We start from the raw sequence: 15,691 nt of genomic DNA on the forward strand, positions 1-15,691 counted from the left end.
CTGTGGAAGTCGTAATCATGACGGGCGGCAAGGGGATGCGCATGGCGCCTTATACCAAGGTGCTTCCCAAAGGGTTATTACCCGTTGGCGAACAACCCATACTGGAGATCATCGTGAAACAGCTCCGTAATTATGGGTTTACCTCCATCACCATGGCATGCGGCTACTTGTCGGGGCTTATACAGACCTATTTCGGAGATGGCAGCTCTCGGGGTGTCTCCATCTCTTATTATGTAGAAAATGAGCCCCTGGGCACTGTGGGTCCAATTAAACTCATCAGCCGCAGGTCCGGTCCATTCTTGTTAATTAATTGTGATGTCCTAACTACCTTGGATTTCTCCCGCTTTAGAAATTTTCATATCCAAGGCGGCAGCATACTTACTATCGCTTCACAGAAAAAAGGGATTCCGATAGAGCTTGGGGTCCTCGAAACACAGGATGAATTCGTTACTGACTTCGTAGAGAAACCTACCCGATCGGCCTATGTCAGCATGGGCATCTATATGATGAATCCGGAAGTAGCCGATTATATCCCTTCCCATCAATATTTCGACATTCCTGATTTGATTCATGCCCTGCTAGACGCAGATGAGAAGGTCCGCCATTATGAAAACAATGATTTCTGGCTCGATATCGGCCGCCCGGTGGATTATACCTTGGCCAATGAGCAATTCGGCAAACTCAAATCTCTCTTGCTGCCCGGCGAACCGGTATGACGAGCACGACGAGGGTGGCGAATCCTCCACTCGTACTCCTTACGGGAATTAACGGATTCGTTGGGCAGCACATGGCGGCCTATCTCTTGCACCAAAACATGAACCTGCTCGGGATCGGACGCAGGTCCAGCTGCCTTATGAAGCATCCGAATCTGCACTACATTTCAGGAGATATCACGCAGAGCGCTGTCCTTACGCAGCTTCTTCAGGAGCATCCGGTCACACATGTCGTCCACTTGGCCGGAGCTAACGATGTAAGTGCATCTTATGCGGATCCGGTTCAAGTCCTGCATACGAACGCGTGGTCTACGTTACACATGCTGGAAGCTGTAAGATCTGCTGCAGCAAGCAGAATTCAAGGGTTTCTAGCCATAGGAACCGCTTATGAATATGATTTTCAAACGATGCCTTTAACAGAAACCTCGCCTATTCTGCCTGTCAGCCCCTACGCCTGGAGCAAACAGATCATGACTTCATTCATGCAAATGTATGGCAGCGTATATGCCGTTCCAACGTTCATAGCCAGGACTTTCAATTTGATTGGCCCAGGAAACGCAACCGGCGTATGTGCTCTGCTCGCCAAGCAAGTCGCGATGATGGAAAAAGGCTATCTCCCTCCTAAGCTCGTTATGGGCAACACGGCTGTACAGCGCGACTTTCTTGACGTACGTGATGCTGTTATCGCCTACGCCTCACTCCTGCAGCTAACCGCAGCACCTTTCGGCCAAATATTTAATGTATGCAGTGGAACAGCCTCCCCCATTAGCACCATTGTTGATCTGCTGCAGCATTATGCGGCAATCAATTTCGAGGTGGTAGTCGACGAGCGTTTAATTCGCCCTAAGGAAGCCCCCCTCGTTCAAGGGGACAACACCAAGCTTCGCGCAGCAACCGGTTGGGCACCCACCCTTTCACTCGCCCAGTCGGTATCCGATACGTTGGATTACTATCGAAGCCTCTTATGAAAAGGAGATTTACGCGATGAAGATCATGACAGTCCTAGGAACACGCCCCGAAATTATCCGGTTAAGCTTAGTGATCGCCAAACTGGATCTCCTTGCCGATTCACATCTCCTCGTGCATTCCGGACAAAATTATGATCGCACGCTAAGCGACGTCTTTTTCGAGCAAATGGGCATTCGGCTCCCGGACGTTCATGTTCGGCTTCAAGCGCAAACCGTTGGCGAGCAAATTGCGCAAATGTTCGTCGAAGTTGAGAAAGTGCTGCTGAAGGAGAAACCGGATCGCATGCTCGTTCTTGGCGATACCAACAGTGCGCTCACCGCTCTCATAGGCGAGCGGCATGGTGTTCCTGTCTATCACATGGAAGCTGGAAATCGCTGTTACGATACCCGCGTTCCTGAAGAGATTAATAGAAAAGCCATCGACGCCATCTCTACCTGCAATATGCCTTATACGCCCGGCGCGCGCGAGAACTTGCTGCGGGACGGCGTTCCTTCTCAGCGAATTTGGATGACGGGGAATCCGATTTATGAGGTGATGGAGCATTATAAAGGGCAGGCGGATGCGAGTCTTATTTTAGAAGAACTAGGCCTATCGGATAAGGGATATATCCTCGTTACCGCTCACAGGGCCGAAAACGTCGATAATGAAGCCCGGCTGCGGCAAATTATCGAAGGCCTGCAGCTTGTAGCCGAAGATACACAGCTCCCTATCATCTGCAGTACGCATCCCCGGACGAAGGACCGCCTCGATAAGCTTGGGGTCATGGCTTCCCACCCGCTCATTCGCTTTCTTCCGCCCTTTGGATTTTTCGACTTTCTGAAGCTGCAAAAGCATGGCGCCTGCGTCATTACGGATAGCGGCACGGTGCAGGAAGAAAGCTGCATTCTGGGCGTACCGGCCGTCACCATTCGCCAAAGCACCGAGCGGCCGGAAACCTTGCTTTGCGGCAGCAACTTACTATCCGGTCTTGTGCCTGAGCGGATCGCCGCCAGCGTCAAGCTGATGATGCAGCCTCACCATACATGGCAGTGTCCGGATGGCTATCTGGACCCGAATGTATCGAGTAAGGTTGTCAATATTGTACTAGGAGGACAGAGCTATGTTTCATAATCAAACGATCCTCATCACAGGGGGAACCGGATCTTGGGGGCAGGAGCTTACCCGCAGCCTCCTGCAGGAGGGACCTAAGGAAATTCGCATTTTCTCCCGCAACGAATTCTCACAAGTGAAGATGCAGCGAGACTTCGCCTTCCATCCTTCTCTCACTTTTATGATCGGTGATGTCCGGGATCAGGAAGCTGTCGAGGACGCCTGCCGGAACGTCGATTATGTCTTTCATTTGGCCGCCCTCAAACACGTGCCGATCTGTGAAGCCCAACCGGATGAAGCGCTCAAAACGAATGTAAAAGGAACCGAAAATGTCATCCGAGGCAGTATTCGGGGCGGCGTCAAAAAAGTCATCGACGTCTCCACCGATAAGGCCGTAGATCCAATCAATTTTTACGGAATGACCAAAGCTTTGGGAGAAAAGCTCATGGTTCGGGCGAATGATCTCAGCTCCACAACCCAGTTTGTCTGTATTCGAGGCGGCAATGTGCTTGGCACCAACGGCAGCGTCGTTCCTTTCTTCAAAAACCGCATTTTGCAAGGAGAAGCCCTCCCTCTGACGCACAAGGACATGACCCGTTTCTTCCTGACGCTGCCTGAAGCGATTGAATTGCTGCTAAGTGCGGCCAAAGCGGCTGTAGGCGGAGAAACCTTTGTGATGAAAATGAATGCCTGCCTCATTCTTGATTTGGCTGAAGTCCTCATGGAGCAATTATCGGACCAACCTCTGTCCGTGAAGGATGTCGGTATCCGCCCCGGAGAGAAGCTGCATGAAGTGCTTATTTCTTCACATGAAATCCCTTATACCTATCAATACAATGAGAAATACTTTGTCATCCTCCCTGCGAATGCGACGCCCTCCCTCTATGACCATTACAGTCATTTGCCCAAAACAACCTTCACCCAATATGCCTCCAACGATTCACTCATGACATCCCAAGAGATTTTACAGATGCTGCTTAAAGGAGGATTTCTTCCTTGAAACTACTCATTATCGGCGGTCAGGGCATGGCCGGACACATGTTGAAAAGCTATTTTACCCGTCAGCATAAGGGTGACGTATGGACGACCGTGCGATCCGCCGATCCGGCGGACCCTCGGGCTGTGGCGCTGGACGTCAGGAACGATGAGCACTTGCGGCATCTGCTGAAACAGATTGGGCCAGATGCCGTCATCAACGCTGTCGGCTTGCTGAATGAAGAGGCTAGAACGCGGCAGGCTGAAGCCATTTATGTCAACAGCCTGTTTCCCCATATGCTGGCTGCATTTGCGGAGCAGTATGGGTTCCGCCTTTTTCACATCAGCACCGATTGTGTGTTCTCAGGTTCGCGCGGAGATTACACGGAATCTGATCTCGCGGATGCCCTGTCGGTTTACGGCAAAAGCAAAAGCCTAGGCGAAGTCATCGGCAGGGGCGTGTTGACGATCCGTACTTCGATTATCGGGCCTGAGTTAAAAGAGAACGGTATTGGGCTCTTTCATTGGTTTATGCAGCAAAAAGGCGACATTCAGGGCTATCGCAAGGTGTTCTGGAACGGGGTTACGACGTTGGAATTGGCCAAAGCAATCGACTGGTGCTTCCAGCATCCTATTGATGGGCTTGTCCACCTTGCCGGCCAGCCAAAGCTCTCCAAATATGACTTGCTGAAGCTTATTCAGCAGCAATTCCATCATGATGCCGTCACCATTCACGCTAACGATGAATTCCTATCCGACAAGAGCTTAGTCTCCACAAGAGCTGACTTCAACTATCCGGTTTCTTCTTATCCACAAATGATTGCTGACTTGCATGCGTGGATGGAACACTCTGACTAGCTTTTCACACTTTGTCAGCTCCAGAATATGATAAATACAGCGCAGCAGCGAAACAACTCTTAAGGTGGTGAGTGCCGCAATGGATATGACCCCTACTCATATAAATGAACTGATCCAAAAAAAATTGGTCATTATCGTAATCGCTCACGAAAACGAACAGGTATTGGCGGCACAGGTCGAAAATATTCATTTTTTCAATCCTGAAGCCGGCATTCTTCTTTACAACGGCGGGCCTAATCCCGATTTTGGAAAAAACGTGAACATCTGGTCCTTTCCGCACAGCCATCCCTTAAAAGCCGGCATTATCGCGCCGGGTATGTGGGAGATCATGAAATGGCTGGAGGAAATCGGCGCCGGCTATGAATATCTCATGTCGCTGGATCATGATGTGATGTTTGTGAAACACGGCTTCCAGCCCTTCTTGGATGAGGTGATGGCCGAGTCCGACAGCATGGGCTGGAGGCTCGAAAACAATCGGGATCACGACTTCTCCCTGCCTGTACGAAACATGATGAACGAATGGCATTTATGGCAGCCGGTCTTCCGGACAGACGGCTTTCTGACCTACTTTAACCCCGGCCAAGTCTACAGGCATGATATCGTCAGACGTATGCTCGCACATGTCGACCATGCCGCTGTAGATCACCTCTTCGGTATAACGGAAGCCGCTGCCTTAGAAGAAGTATTTTTTGTCACACTGGCTATGGCCTGCGGCGGCAGGGTTCGGGAATACCCCGAGGGAGCCAAGTATAACGACATGGTCCGCTGGGGCGAAAACGTCACCTTCGAAAGTGTACAGCGACATCGAGATCATCCTTACTACTACTGGATTCATCCGGTAAAAGGGGATAAACTGCTGGAGATGCATCAGCTTTTGCTGCCCAAACCGGAACCAATTCCAAGTGCCTTGCCCGCTCCTCGCCCTACCGCTCTAAGAAGGAAAAGAATGAGGCGCAAGAGACTTCTGAAAAGACCACTTCTTCGAAGACGCCTCAAACGGCGTAAGCTCAAGTTAGGACTGCGCAGCCGAAAAAGAACGATAAAAAAACTTGCCAAAAAGCCGCTGCGTTCCCGATCTGCCACGAAACAAAAAACGGCCAAACCCAAAAAGAGGACGAAGCTGGGATAATCCCCACTCCGTCCTCTTATTTATTTGTCCACCCATTCAATTCCGATTGTCAATTTATTTGCACCCAAATCGCTCTTATGACTCACTTTAAATTCCATATCTACATCCGGCAAGGTGATTTGTTTACCTCGAATAACGAGATTATCTGCTGTTATTTGATCCGCAATTTTTCTTAGCAGTTCAGCAAACTGCAAGCCCCGGCCGACAAATTCCTCTTCTGACCTCATATTGATCCCCCTTAAAATCCCTTGATGAGTTTCTTAAGAACAGGCAGCTTCTCCATTTCAAATAACACAATCTTGTTCAGCTTTTTTTCGTCCCCTGGTTCGCCTTTTTTAAAAGGCGTTTTGACATAGCCATAATGCTTATGTGGAAACAGCAAATCAATATAAAGCACCTGCATTTGCTCAGGCGTAAACGGAAGAACAGCTTCATAATAGCTCATGCACCGTTTCAGCTCATCCGCATCCCAGCGTCCCAGCTCTTCCATGCGCTTCGTCAGGAGCTTCCGGATATCGCGCAATGGAATGTCATACGTCAGATTATCCAAGTCCAGCACACACACGCCTCGATCCGTTTGGATCGCATTGCCCTTACCGTAATCCTGGTGGCACATGTAACCGTGATGACCGATGTCAGCCACCCAATCCGCATAACAGGACGCTTCCAGCAGCTTGACGGCATGGTTTGCCATCTGAATCATCGCATCGCCGGTCTTCACATAAGACTGATGGAAAAGCGTTTTTCCTTGCTTAGCCTGCTCTTTCCACTGCTTGAGCTCTTCGCACATCCCGCTAAAATGACTCGGCCATACCCCCATCCGGTTATAGACCTCACAGTCATCAGGAGGGATAAACCCTACGGTATCCTTATGGAATTGAGCGAGACCCTTCAACCCCGTATAGAGATGCTCCGGCACCCGATCCATTTCCAAGTCGCTTCCCACAACCCAAGCATAGAGAACCAACGCATAACCTTCATGGACAAAATAGAGCTGGCCATCCTTCGTTGGAATAATCGCTGCAACATTGGCTCCTTTTTGGTAGAGATAAGCCTGTGCTGCTGTGGTGAATTTGACGATCGGAATGGACTTCCGTATCCGCTTCAGACAAACGGTTCCTACAGAAGTCTCCAGCTTCCATATCGTTTTAATACCGCCGCTTTGTATAACCTGGATGTTTTTGATGACTATCTGTGGATAACTTTGTGCCATGAGACGTTTCCCCAAATGGAGTTCTTCCTGACTAGGAACCACGTTTCACCACCTCATCCAGACGGGCGAGGAACGATTTCAGAACCGCATTTTTGCTCAGCTCGGTAGAAATCATATCTTTCAAACGGACGATATGTTTGTCAACTGTCCATTGGTCCTCGCGGTTTTCATAATATTTGGACACTTGTCCGTAAAACAAATGGGGAAACTGAATATCTGCTGCCAGAATCAGATATTGTTCTTTCGTTAAAGGATTGACCTGCTGGTAAAACTTCATCATTTTGAGCATCATCGGGAGGTTCCAGTTGGCGTCTTTCTTCATGACCTTGTTTAATATTTTCCTCATATCGCGCACAGGCAGATCTACCGTCAAGGAATCCATGTCGTAGACATAGAGCTTTCCATCTTTGCCTACAACCAAATTACCGGCCGCAAAATCTTGATGGCACAGTGTTTTGGTCTTCTCCGTTTCCTTCACCCACTGTTCAAAATACGGCTGATTCAGCGTCGTAAGTGCTGCTTGCGCTTGCTGTAGGAAAGTATCTACATTCGCTAGGAAGACACGGTCAAACTCATTTTTATTTTTAACCTGCTGGCGCTGCTCTTTCCAGGCTTTCAGGCGCTCCATTCTCGTTTGCAAATCCGATTTCCATTTCGTCAACAGATAGGAAGGGTAGAAACCGTTGGGAGATTCGATCCCTCTTGATGCTTTATGAAAAGCTGCCATTCCTTTTAGCATGAGAGCTAAATCACCATCATTGTTATATTCCGGTGAACGTCCGTATACGGTTTCAAAAACGACGAAATATTCCCCATTTAATTTCACATAACCTTCGCCAGAACTGGTTTTGAGCACACCAGGCGTGTTAACGCCATTGTTTTTGAGATAGGTAATGGCATGGAGCATGAAATCAATATGGGTTTCATCGAATGGAACCTTTTTCATAATCCATTCACCCATGTCGGTTTGGATGGACCAGACTGCTTTTTTCCCTTTAAAGGATAAGAGATAAATATTTTTCACCTTCAAAGGATAGTACGTCATAACCTTCTTCACTACGTCCGAAAAAGTAGTATCCATGCTGACACCTCCGTAGATGTATGGCCTCAAGCTTTAAGCTCATTTGCTTTTGTCTGGGGCGTATAAGTTTTCAAGCCGCTTAGCCGCATGCTCGAAACCAAAGTTGCTCTCTACAACTGCTCTGCCTGCTTTGCCTAGACGCAGCGCTTCGGCAGGATTGGATAGCAGAAACGTAATCGCCTTTACGAATGCCCCTGGATTGCTGTAATCCTCGATCACAATACCGTTAGCATTCGGTTTGATAATTTCTGCATTCCCTCCGCGATTGGTTGTAATGATCGGAAGTCCCGCGCCCATCGCTTCAAAATGAACTCTCGCCAGAGGTTCCTGCCACTGGGAAGAGCAAACGAAAATATCTCCTAGCAAATAGTGGACGGGAATCTCACTCGGTGGAACAAAACCTGTGAAGATCACCCGGTCCCCAAGCGATTTGGCCAGTTGGCGAAGATTTGCCCCGTACTCATCCAACTGCTCATTATGGAACCATTTACTTCCTATAATAACGAGCACGGCATCTTTCTGGGTACTGCTTACCTGCTCAACGGCCTTGATCAGCACGTCGGGACCTTTCGTTTTGCTTAATCGCCCTACGAATAAAATGACCTTTTTATTGTCCACGCCATATTTTTGGCGGAGTTCCTTCCGAAGATCCTGCGCTTCAGGTGTCCAGATCGGCTTATAATGCTGCAAGTTGATACCTGAGTATACCGTCTTCACTTTTCCCTTGGCCGAAGGGAATCGGCTGATAATCGTTTGGCCGATATAATTGGAGATCGACATAATTTTATGAACCATTTTGATTACGGAACGACCCACTTCCGGTGTGATCTTTCCTTCTCGGAACATCTCATTATGACAGCTGACGACAAAACGGGCGTTCGGCATGGCTGCTTTATATGCAGGCACATTTTTCGGACGGTTAAACACGTGGATCACATCATACTTTTGGTTGCCGGCGCGCTGCTTAGACAACTCCTTGGCAACGTCGTTCACATAATCCTCGCGCGGAATCCGTATATATTTGACTCCGTCAACCACTTCCCGATTGGGGAGATCGGGATCCGTAATGCAGAAAATCGTGAGATCATGCCTACTGCCAATATGCGGGGTGACGCCATTGATTAGAATTTGAATGGCGCCACCCCTAATAGGCGGAACGGTAAGCATTTCAGTGCAAATAAATGCAATCTTCATCTTTACCACTCCAATCAGTGATTCTTCGTGGAGGTTTTAATCCTCAGGATGATGCCACATGGTTAGATTTACGCGCCCACCTTCTTGCCAAACTTGCTCCAAATGGTTGACTGGGGCTTAGCCCAACCTCCTCCTGGAGCCGAAAGTTTCTTCATGCCTACTTTAGGCTGAATACGCTTCTTCCCACTTTTGGGCTTCTTAGGAATGACTGCCTTCACCGGTTTAACTGTTCTAATTGTTCTAATTGTTTTAATTGTTTTAATTGCTTTAACTGTCTTAACTGCCTTAACCGTCTTCACTCTTTTCTTTAAAAGCGGCTTTTTATTGTTCAGCACTTTCTTTCTCTTGCCCGCTACTTTTTTCAGCATCGGCCTTTTCCTCGGAAGCAGTCTTTTCTTCAGGACGACGCGTTTCCTTCGTATCAATGGACGCCTTGCTTGCGCAGATGGACTCGGCTGCGGTTGCGGCTGTGGCGGATTCGGATCCACATAAGGAATATCCCCGGCCATCAGCTGGTTGTGCAGGTGAAGGAGCCGATCTCCTTTGACAGGATGGATCGTATGATACATATAATGGTGCATGGCGGCGTGCGCTTCATTCTGCTCAATCTCATGCTCATGCCGCATCACATTCAACCGTTGGTCCCGTGGAAACTCACGGCATTTCCCACCCAATGAGGCTGCGAAGGTGACAAAGAAAAATTCTTCCAAGGCCACAACTTGACTCTCGGAGAGCCATTGATCAACCAACGAGACATCCGCAGCTTTCAGCATCTTCTTCACAATACCACGCCGGTAAACCTGCGTAGGATTAAAATAGCGAAGGAAATGGTCGGTCTGGAACAAGGAGCCCCAACGCCCCCATTCTTCCCACATCGATTGCTTATTCATGTTGTCTGCCTCACGTACGCTGCGACAGGTTTGCATATCCCAGCCCATACAGTCGTAGCCCCGCATCGTTTGATCCAGATAAGCTTCGAAGCCAGGCTTCACGAAGAGCATATCATCGTCAAGATTGACCAAATATTCGTAGTTCACCTTATGCTCATCCAGCCATTTCATTACGTCCCATAGAAAGGGCGCCAGATGCCCCCAGGTCAAGTGGCGGCTGTACTCGCAGACGGCGGCATTCATGCCTTTCCCGAATTGGCTGTCTTCGCCTCCGTTATAAAGGACAATGCCCGCTTCCGGGTTGAATTTACGAATATTTTCAATCTGTGCAGCAAGGACGTGCTCATCTTTGTGAGCCAACAGCGCAAACATGACGCGTTTGCCCTTCGGTTTGCCGCCATAATGGGTCATACGGAAGTTAATAGCTGCATCATATTCGGCTGTAATTCGATACAAATCGTCCCATTGGGAGCCTGATATATTTTTATAGAGCTCGCCGCCCCCGACACGTCTTGTATGTTTGACAGCGACCTCATCGATAATGGCCAATTTTTGATGCGGATACCCCAGGACCTTAGGCCAAACAAAATCGAGGCCCCAGCCCGATTCACTCTTTTCAAACGTAGGCAAAAGCTTCTGGAAAGTTTCTCTCGTGTAGAGTGGAACCATAGGTTCAATAAACTGGGAATATCGTAAAAAGTAGTTGCTATTTTGCAGCGTGATTCCATGTCCATAGTAGGAGTCTAGTGTTAAGCTCGGCTGTGCCAACTCCAGACCCTGCTCCATGAAAATCTTAAACATGCGATTAATGTCATAAGCATTTGCGCTTATATCATCATCCGGCATCCAGATGGCATCATAGTGATAGATTCCATCTCCAAAGGCTTCAATCGTATCCTTCACCGTAGGCCATTTCAACCCTGGGATTTCATGATAGAAGTCACAATCGTTCACATACCTCTGCGGCGTATTTCCGAAATAACTAAGACAAAGATCGAAGTTTTTATACTCCGCAGGCTGCAGCCATTGCTGATGGATAGAGGTATCGCCCACTCTGCCGATTACAAGAAACCTCTTGTCACCTTTGACTTCAAATCGCGTCATTTCGCTCGCTCCTTTTTAACCCAATCGTTATTTCCTTTCGATAAACCGGATATAGTCCAAAATAGGCTGTCTCAAATCTTCCCGCTGCACCGAGATATCAAGAATCGCTTTCACATAACCCAAATGATCGCCAACGTCATGCCAGACGCCGTTAATCTCACAAGCGTGAACCGCCTCTTGCTCATTCAGCTTCGAGATCGCATCGGTCAGCTGGATTTCTTGCCCGACGCCCGGCTCCTGCCCCTCCAGGATGTCGAAAATAGCGGGAGTCAAAATATATCGGCCAATCATGGCCAGATTAGACGGAGCCTCCTGAGGCTTCGGCTTCTCCACAAGCTTCGTAATATTATAAAAGCGATCAAACAACAGCTGGGCATCAATGATGCCGTAGCTCGAAACATCCTTGGGATTCACAGGCTGCACACCGATAATCGATGTTTTGTACCTATCGAAATAATCCATCATCTGTTTCAAGCAGGGAACATCGGACTGTACGAATGTATCGCCAAGCAGAACAGCAAACGGCTCATCATTAATAAACTTTCTGGCGCACCAGATGGCGTGGCCCAAGCCTTTCGGCTCTTTCTGGCGAATGTAGTGGATATCGATCAGTTGCGCCGGCTCCTGCACCTTTTCCAGCATCCTCAACTTCCCTTTTTGCTGCAAATGGTATTCCAGCTCAAAAGCGTTGTCGAAGTGGTCCTCCAGCGCACGCTTGCCTTTTCCCGTCACAATGATGATATCCTCAATGCCTGAAGCAACCGCTTCCTCCACGATAAATTGAATCGTAGGTTTATCAATGATCGGCAGCAATTCTTTTGGCATCGCTTTGGTTGCCGGCAAGAACCGGGTACCCAGACCTGCTGCAGGAATTATTGCTTTCCGAACTTTCATAATGATCATCATCCTTCTGTGTGGATTGGGATAGGATGAACGATCACTTCATCCTACCGATGCTTTGATAGACGAATCCTTCTTCTTTCATCATGTAGGGATTAAATAAGTTCCTTCCGTCAAAAAGTACCGGCTGCTTCAGCAAGTTCTTGATACGACCAAGGTCCGCCGACCGATACTGCTTCCACTCTGTAAATATCAACAGCGCATCCGCATCCATAAGAGCTTGATAGAGCCCTGTGAAATACGTAATATTCTCTTCACCTAAAGCCTGGTACGCATTCTGCAAGGCGACCGGGTCGTGAACTTGAATCTGGACCCCGCGTTTCCTTAACTGTTCGATGGTCTCAATGGACGGTGCTTCCCGAATATCATCCGTTTCCGGTTTAAAGGATAATCCCCACACGGCCAATCTAAGCCCCTTCAAATCTTCACCAAAATGGCCTACAACCATCTCAAACAGCTTTTGCTTCTGCTTATGGTTCACTTTATCGACAGCTTCTAAGATATGCGTTGGAATATTCCGCTCCGTGGCGCTTTGGATAATAGCCCGTACATCCTTAGGGAAACAAGAGCCGCCATAACCGACCCCAGCTGATAAAAAGTAATGGCCAATCCGATGATCGAGCTCCATCCCTTGACGAACCCGTTCAATATCGGCACCGACAGCTTCACAGATACCAGCCATTTCATTCATAAAACTTATCCGTGTGGCCAACATCGCGTTGGAAGCATATTTGGCAAGCTCAGCAGAGGCAATATCCATGTGGACGATAGGAAATCCTTTGCTCGTAAGCGGCAAATACAGCTTCTCCATATAGGCCAGTGCTCTGGGGTTGCTGCTCCCGACAACAATTCGGTTAGGGTTCAAGAAATCATTGACGGCAGCGCCTTCTCTTAAAAATTCCGGATTCGAAACAATATCGAATTCCAAGTCCGTGAGCCCTCGGTTCTTCAACTGCTCTTCAATGATGCCTCGTATGCGCTCGCTGCTGCCGATAGGAACCGTTGATTTCGTAATCACAATGGCATAATCCCGGATGCTTGCACCAATCTGCTCGACGGCCTTCATCACATAAGTAAGATCAGCAGACCCGTCTTCAGCCGGCGGAGTACCTACAGCGATGAAAATGAATTGGCTCTGTGCAACAGATTCGCTAATATCCAGTGAAAAGCTTAACCGACTCTCTAGCACATTTCGTTCAACCAGCCGTTCCAATCCAGGTTCGTAAATGGGCAATTGACCGCTGAGCAATGCGGATATTTTAGCGGGATTATTATCCACGCAAATCACTTCATGCCCCATTTCCGCCAAACATGCCCCAACCACGAGTCCTACATAACCAGTTCCAATCATGCAAATCTTCATGGCCGCTCTCCCTTGTTGTGTAGAGTTCATTGACGCTAACCGCAGGTGCGGGTAGACATTAATCACTGTCATCTTAAAGTGTATGCGCCTTGTCTTATTACAAACTCGGACGGATAACTAACCTCTAGGAAAAATCAACTTTTACCTACCTGAGCAAGCTTTATTCTGCTTTTCGGGACAAACGTACAAACCACCCTTTCCCTCCGGTAATACAAATATCTAGACGGGTAAAAACCAATGTGTACGAAGGAGGATTACGCTTGGAAAGAATCCATATCGTCGTGGCTACCAATGACAAGTACGTGAAGCATTTGGCAGTGATGCTTACTTCCTTATTCGAACATAAATCAACGAATCGGCCCCTCTCCCTGTATGTGATCGACGGCAAAATATCTAACGAGAACAAGCAGAAGCTTCATAATGCCTTGAAATCCTACCAAGTGGAGCTTTCTTTTTTAACGGTAGAGGACTCTCTCTTTCAAGATGTCGTCGTTCGTTATCATTTGAGTAAAGAAACCTACTATCGAATTGCGATTCCAGCCCTCTTGCCGAAGGATGTCCGCAAAGCGCTTTATTTGGATTGTGATCTCATTGTGAAAGAGGATATTACCAACCTGTGGGATGTCAACATTGATAAGTACCATCTCGGCGCTGTGCCAATCCCCGGTAAAGTGCTTCGTTTCGAAGAACTTTCCATTCCTGAAAAATTTGGATATTTTAACGCAGGCGTGCTGCTCCTGAACTTGAAAAAATGGCGTGATAATCAAACCTCGGAGAAAGTTCTACATTATATGAGAAAAAATCCGGAGAAGCTTAAATTCATGGATCAAGATGCTTTAAACGCCGTTCTGCACGAGAAGTGGCTCAAGCTCGACCCCAAGTGGAACTATCAAGTGCACCGTTCCCACCATCAGCGTTTCACTCCTGCCATCATTCATTACACAACGGATAAAAAGCCGTGGAACAGCTGGCACAATCCCAAGTTTAAAGATGAGTATCTCAAATATGCGAAAAAAACCAATTGGAAACTAGACTAGCGGCACAACCCAACGTTCAGGAGGTCGAGTAATGAAAACAGATTGGTTAATCATTGGCGCAGGCTTCACAGGCGCAACGCTGGCAGAGCGAATTGCCTCCCAACGGGGAGAGAAGGTCCTGATTGTCGACAAAAGAGATCATATTGGCGGTAACTCCTATGACTGCTATGACGAACACGGCATACTGATTCATAAGTACGGCTCCCATACCTTCCATACGAACTCGAGTATGGTCTGGAATTACCTCTCCATGTTCACCCCGTGGCGTCCTTACTTTCATGAAGTGCGCGTGGTGATTGACGGCAAGAAGGTGCCTGTCCCTTTTAATCTCAACTCCATCTACGCCTTGTTCCCTCCCAAATATGCAGAAAAGCTGGAAGCGCTGCTGATTGACCACTTCGGTTATGGCGTCAAAGTGCCGATCTTGAAGCTTCGCCAAAGCGCAAGCGGAGAACTAAGCGACTTGGCCGATTTTATTTATCAAAACGTATTCTACAAATACACGCTGAAGCACTGGGAGTTAGATCCGGAACAACTTGCTCCGTCTGTGACGGCACGAGTCCCTGTCTACATCTCACGGGATAACCGCTATTTTCAAGACACCTATCAAGGACTCCCCAAACACGGCTATACGCCTATGTTCAACAAAATGCTCAATCATCCGAATATTAAAACTTTACTTAATACCGACTACAAAGAGCTCATCGGCGAAATAACGTACAAACGAATGATCTATACAGGACCGATTGATGAGTACTTCGACTATATGCACGGTCAGCTTCCATACCGCAGCATGCGCTTTGAATTCGACACGCTGGATACCGAGTACCATCAGGAAGTCGGGACAGTCAACTATCCGCATGAATACGACTACACCAGGGTTCTGGAGCAGAAGCATCTCACGGGTCAGCAATCTCCCAAAACAACCATTTCTTACGTGTACCCTGAAACCTATACCATAGGTAAAAATGAACCTTACTACCCGATTCCGCGCGATGAAAACAAAGACCTCTACAAGCTGTATCAAGCGGAAGCTGACAAAATCAAAGATACCGTGCTGTTTGCGGGAAGATTGGCCGATTACAAATACTACAATATGGATCAGGCCGTCGCTCGTGCGTTAACGCTTTTCCATAATGAGATTCAGAAATAAGCGTATAGGCAGAGGAGGCTGCA

General features: G+C 48.0%; 15 protein-coding genes. 8 read left to right on the top strand and 7 right to left on the bottom strand.

Annotated features, from left to right (window positions below):
- Positions 1-2 precede the first annotated feature (2 nt).
- The 6 genes from ACKTT9_RS32600 to ACKTT9_RS32625 all read left to right on the top strand — a co-directional run bounded on the left by ACKTT9_RS32600 (position 3) and on the right by ACKTT9_RS32625 (position 5,733).
- A complete protein-coding gene (locus ACKTT9_RS32600; RefSeq protein ID WP_407869268.1) occupies positions 3-716 on the top strand; it encodes a sugar phosphate nucleotidyltransferase in 714 nt (237 codons plus the stop codon).
- Positions 713-1,681, top strand: coding sequence for a GDP-mannose 4,6-dehydratase (locus tag ACKTT9_RS32605; RefSeq protein ID WP_407869269.1), 969 nt, complete (start codon positions 713-715; stop codon positions 1,679-1,681). Before ACKTT9_RS32600 ends, ACKTT9_RS32605 begins: the two co-directional genes overlap by 4 nt.
- Before the next feature lie 16 nt (positions 1,682-1,697).
- A complete protein-coding gene (gene wecB / locus ACKTT9_RS32610) occupies positions 1,698-2,792 on the top strand; it encodes a non-hydrolyzing UDP-N-acetylglucosamine 2-epimerase (protein ID WP_407869270.1) in 1,095 nt (364 codons plus the stop codon).
- Complete coding sequence (locus tag ACKTT9_RS32615) at positions 2,782-3,771, top strand: polysaccharide biosynthesis protein (RefSeq protein WP_407869271.1); 990 nt, start codon at positions 2,782-2,784, stop codon at positions 3,769-3,771. The genes wecB and ACKTT9_RS32615 overlap by 11 nt, the downstream gene beginning before the upstream one ends.
- Entirely contained in the window at positions 3,768-4,604 is an 837-nt protein-coding gene (locus tag ACKTT9_RS32620) for an SDR family oxidoreductase (RefSeq protein WP_407869272.1), read from the top strand. Before ACKTT9_RS32615 ends, ACKTT9_RS32620 begins: the two co-directional genes overlap by 4 nt.
- Positions 4,605-4,683: 79 nt before the next feature.
- Positions 4,684-5,733, top strand: coding sequence for a hypothetical protein (locus ACKTT9_RS32625; RefSeq protein ID WP_407869273.1), 1,050 nt, complete (start codon positions 4,684-4,686; stop codon positions 5,731-5,733).
- A gap of 20 nt (positions 5,734-5,753) precedes the next feature.
- Here the strand turns inward: ACKTT9_RS32625 and ACKTT9_RS32630 are convergent, their stop codons facing one another.
- From ACKTT9_RS32630 to ACKTT9_RS32660, 7 genes are all read right to left on the bottom strand, one after another.
- The gene (locus ACKTT9_RS32630) at positions 5,754-5,960 is read right to left on the bottom strand and encodes a hypothetical protein (RefSeq protein ID WP_407869274.1); all 207 of its coding nucleotides are present in this window, start codon (positions 5,958-5,960) and stop codon (positions 5,754-5,756) included.
- 11 nt (positions 5,961-5,971) lie between these two features.
- Positions 5,972-6,946, bottom strand: a complete 975-nt coding sequence (locus ACKTT9_RS32635; protein ID WP_407869275.1) for a CotS family spore coat protein — start codon at positions 6,944-6,946, stop codon at positions 5,972-5,974.
- 31 nt (positions 6,947-6,977) lie between these two features.
- Complete coding sequence (locus ACKTT9_RS32640; RefSeq protein WP_407869276.1) at positions 6,978-8,027, bottom strand: CotS family spore coat protein; 1,050 nt, start codon at positions 8,025-8,027, stop codon at positions 6,978-6,980.
- A 39-nt stretch (positions 8,028-8,066) separates the two neighbouring features.
- Entirely contained in the window at positions 8,067-9,221 is a 1,155-nt protein-coding gene (locus tag ACKTT9_RS32645; RefSeq protein WP_407869277.1) for a glycosyltransferase family 4 protein, read from the bottom strand.
- Positions 9,222-9,289: 68 nt separating this feature from the next.
- Positions 9,290-11,215, bottom strand: coding sequence for a DUF707 domain-containing protein (locus ACKTT9_RS32650; protein WP_407869278.1), 1,926 nt, complete (start codon positions 11,213-11,215; stop codon positions 9,290-9,292).
- A 27-nt stretch (positions 11,216-11,242) separates the two neighbouring features.
- Positions 11,243-12,109 carry a UTP--glucose-1-phosphate uridylyltransferase GalU gene (galU, locus tag ACKTT9_RS32655; protein ID WP_127456578.1) on the bottom strand — a complete coding sequence of 289 codons (867 nt, stop codon included), beginning with the start codon at positions 12,107-12,109 and terminating at the stop codon, positions 11,243-11,245.
- 43 nt (positions 12,110-12,152) lie between these two features.
- The gene (locus tag ACKTT9_RS32660) at positions 12,153-13,478 is read right to left on the bottom strand and encodes a UDP-glucose dehydrogenase family protein (protein WP_407869279.1); all 1,326 of its coding nucleotides are present in this window, start codon (positions 13,476-13,478) and stop codon (positions 12,153-12,155) included.
- A 260-nt stretch (positions 13,479-13,738) separates the two neighbouring features.
- Between ACKTT9_RS32660 and ACKTT9_RS32665 the strand changes: the two genes are divergently transcribed.
- Both ACKTT9_RS32665 and glf read left to right on the top strand, forming a co-directional pair.
- The gene (locus tag ACKTT9_RS32665) at positions 13,739-14,515 is read left to right on the top strand and encodes a glycosyltransferase family 8 protein (protein WP_407869280.1); all 777 of its coding nucleotides are present in this window, start codon (positions 13,739-13,741) and stop codon (positions 14,513-14,515) included.
- 31 nt (positions 14,516-14,546) lie between these two features.
- On the top strand, positions 14,547-15,668 hold the full coding sequence (gene glf, locus ACKTT9_RS32670) for a UDP-galactopyranose mutase (RefSeq protein WP_407869281.1): 1,122 nt from the start codon (positions 14,547-14,549) through the stop codon (positions 15,666-15,668).
- Positions 15,669-15,691 lie beyond the last annotated feature (23 nt).

The organism is Paenibacillus sp. P36 (assembly GCF_045866505.1).
Taxonomy (GTDB): Bacteria; Bacillota; Bacilli; order Paenibacillales; family NBRC-103111; genus Paenibacillus_E; species Paenibacillus_E chondroitinus.

Excerpts from the sequence above, each read along its gene's own strand:
- ACKTT9_RS32605 (WP_407869269.1), top strand. The coding sequence starts at position 713 with ATGACGAGCACGACGAGGGTGGCGAATCCTCCACTCGTACTCCTTACG.
- wecB (WP_407869270.1), top strand. The coding sequence starts at position 1,698 with ATGAAGATCATGACAGTCCTAGGAACACGCCCCGAAATTATCCGGTTA.
- ACKTT9_RS32615 (WP_407869271.1), top strand. The coding sequence starts at position 2,782 with ATGTTTCATAATCAAACGATCCTCATCACAGGGGGAACCGGATCTTGG.
- ACKTT9_RS32625 (WP_407869273.1), top strand. The coding sequence starts at position 4,684 with ATGGATATGACCCCTACTCATATAAATGAACTGATCCAAAAAAAATTG.
- ACKTT9_RS32630 (WP_407869274.1), bottom strand. The coding sequence starts at position 5,960 with ATGAGGTCAGAAGAGGAATTTGTCGGCCGGGGCTTGCAGTTTGCTGAA.
- ACKTT9_RS32635 (WP_407869275.1), bottom strand. The coding sequence starts at position 6,946 with ATGGCACAAAGTTATCCACAGATAGTCATCAAAAACATCCAGGTTATA.
- ACKTT9_RS32640 (WP_407869276.1), bottom strand. The coding sequence starts at position 8,027 with ATGGATACTACTTTTTCGGACGTAGTGAAGAAGGTTATGACGTACTAT.
- ACKTT9_RS32645 (WP_407869277.1), bottom strand. The coding sequence starts at position 9,221 with ATGAAGATTGCATTTATTTGCACTGAAATGCTTACCGTTCCGCCTATT.
- ACKTT9_RS32650 (WP_407869278.1), bottom strand. The coding sequence starts at position 11,215 with ATGACGCGATTTGAAGTCAAAGGTGACAAGAGGTTTCTTGTAATCGGC.
- galU (WP_127456578.1), bottom strand. The coding sequence starts at position 12,109 with ATGAAAGTTCGGAAAGCAATAATTCCTGCAGCAGGTCTGGGTACCCGG.
- ACKTT9_RS32660 (WP_407869279.1), bottom strand. The coding sequence starts at position 13,478 with ATGAAGATTTGCATGATTGGAACTGGTTATGTAGGACTCGTGGTTGGG.
- glf (WP_407869281.1), top strand. The coding sequence starts at position 14,547 with ATGAAAACAGATTGGTTAATCATTGGCGCAGGCTTCACAGGCGCAACG.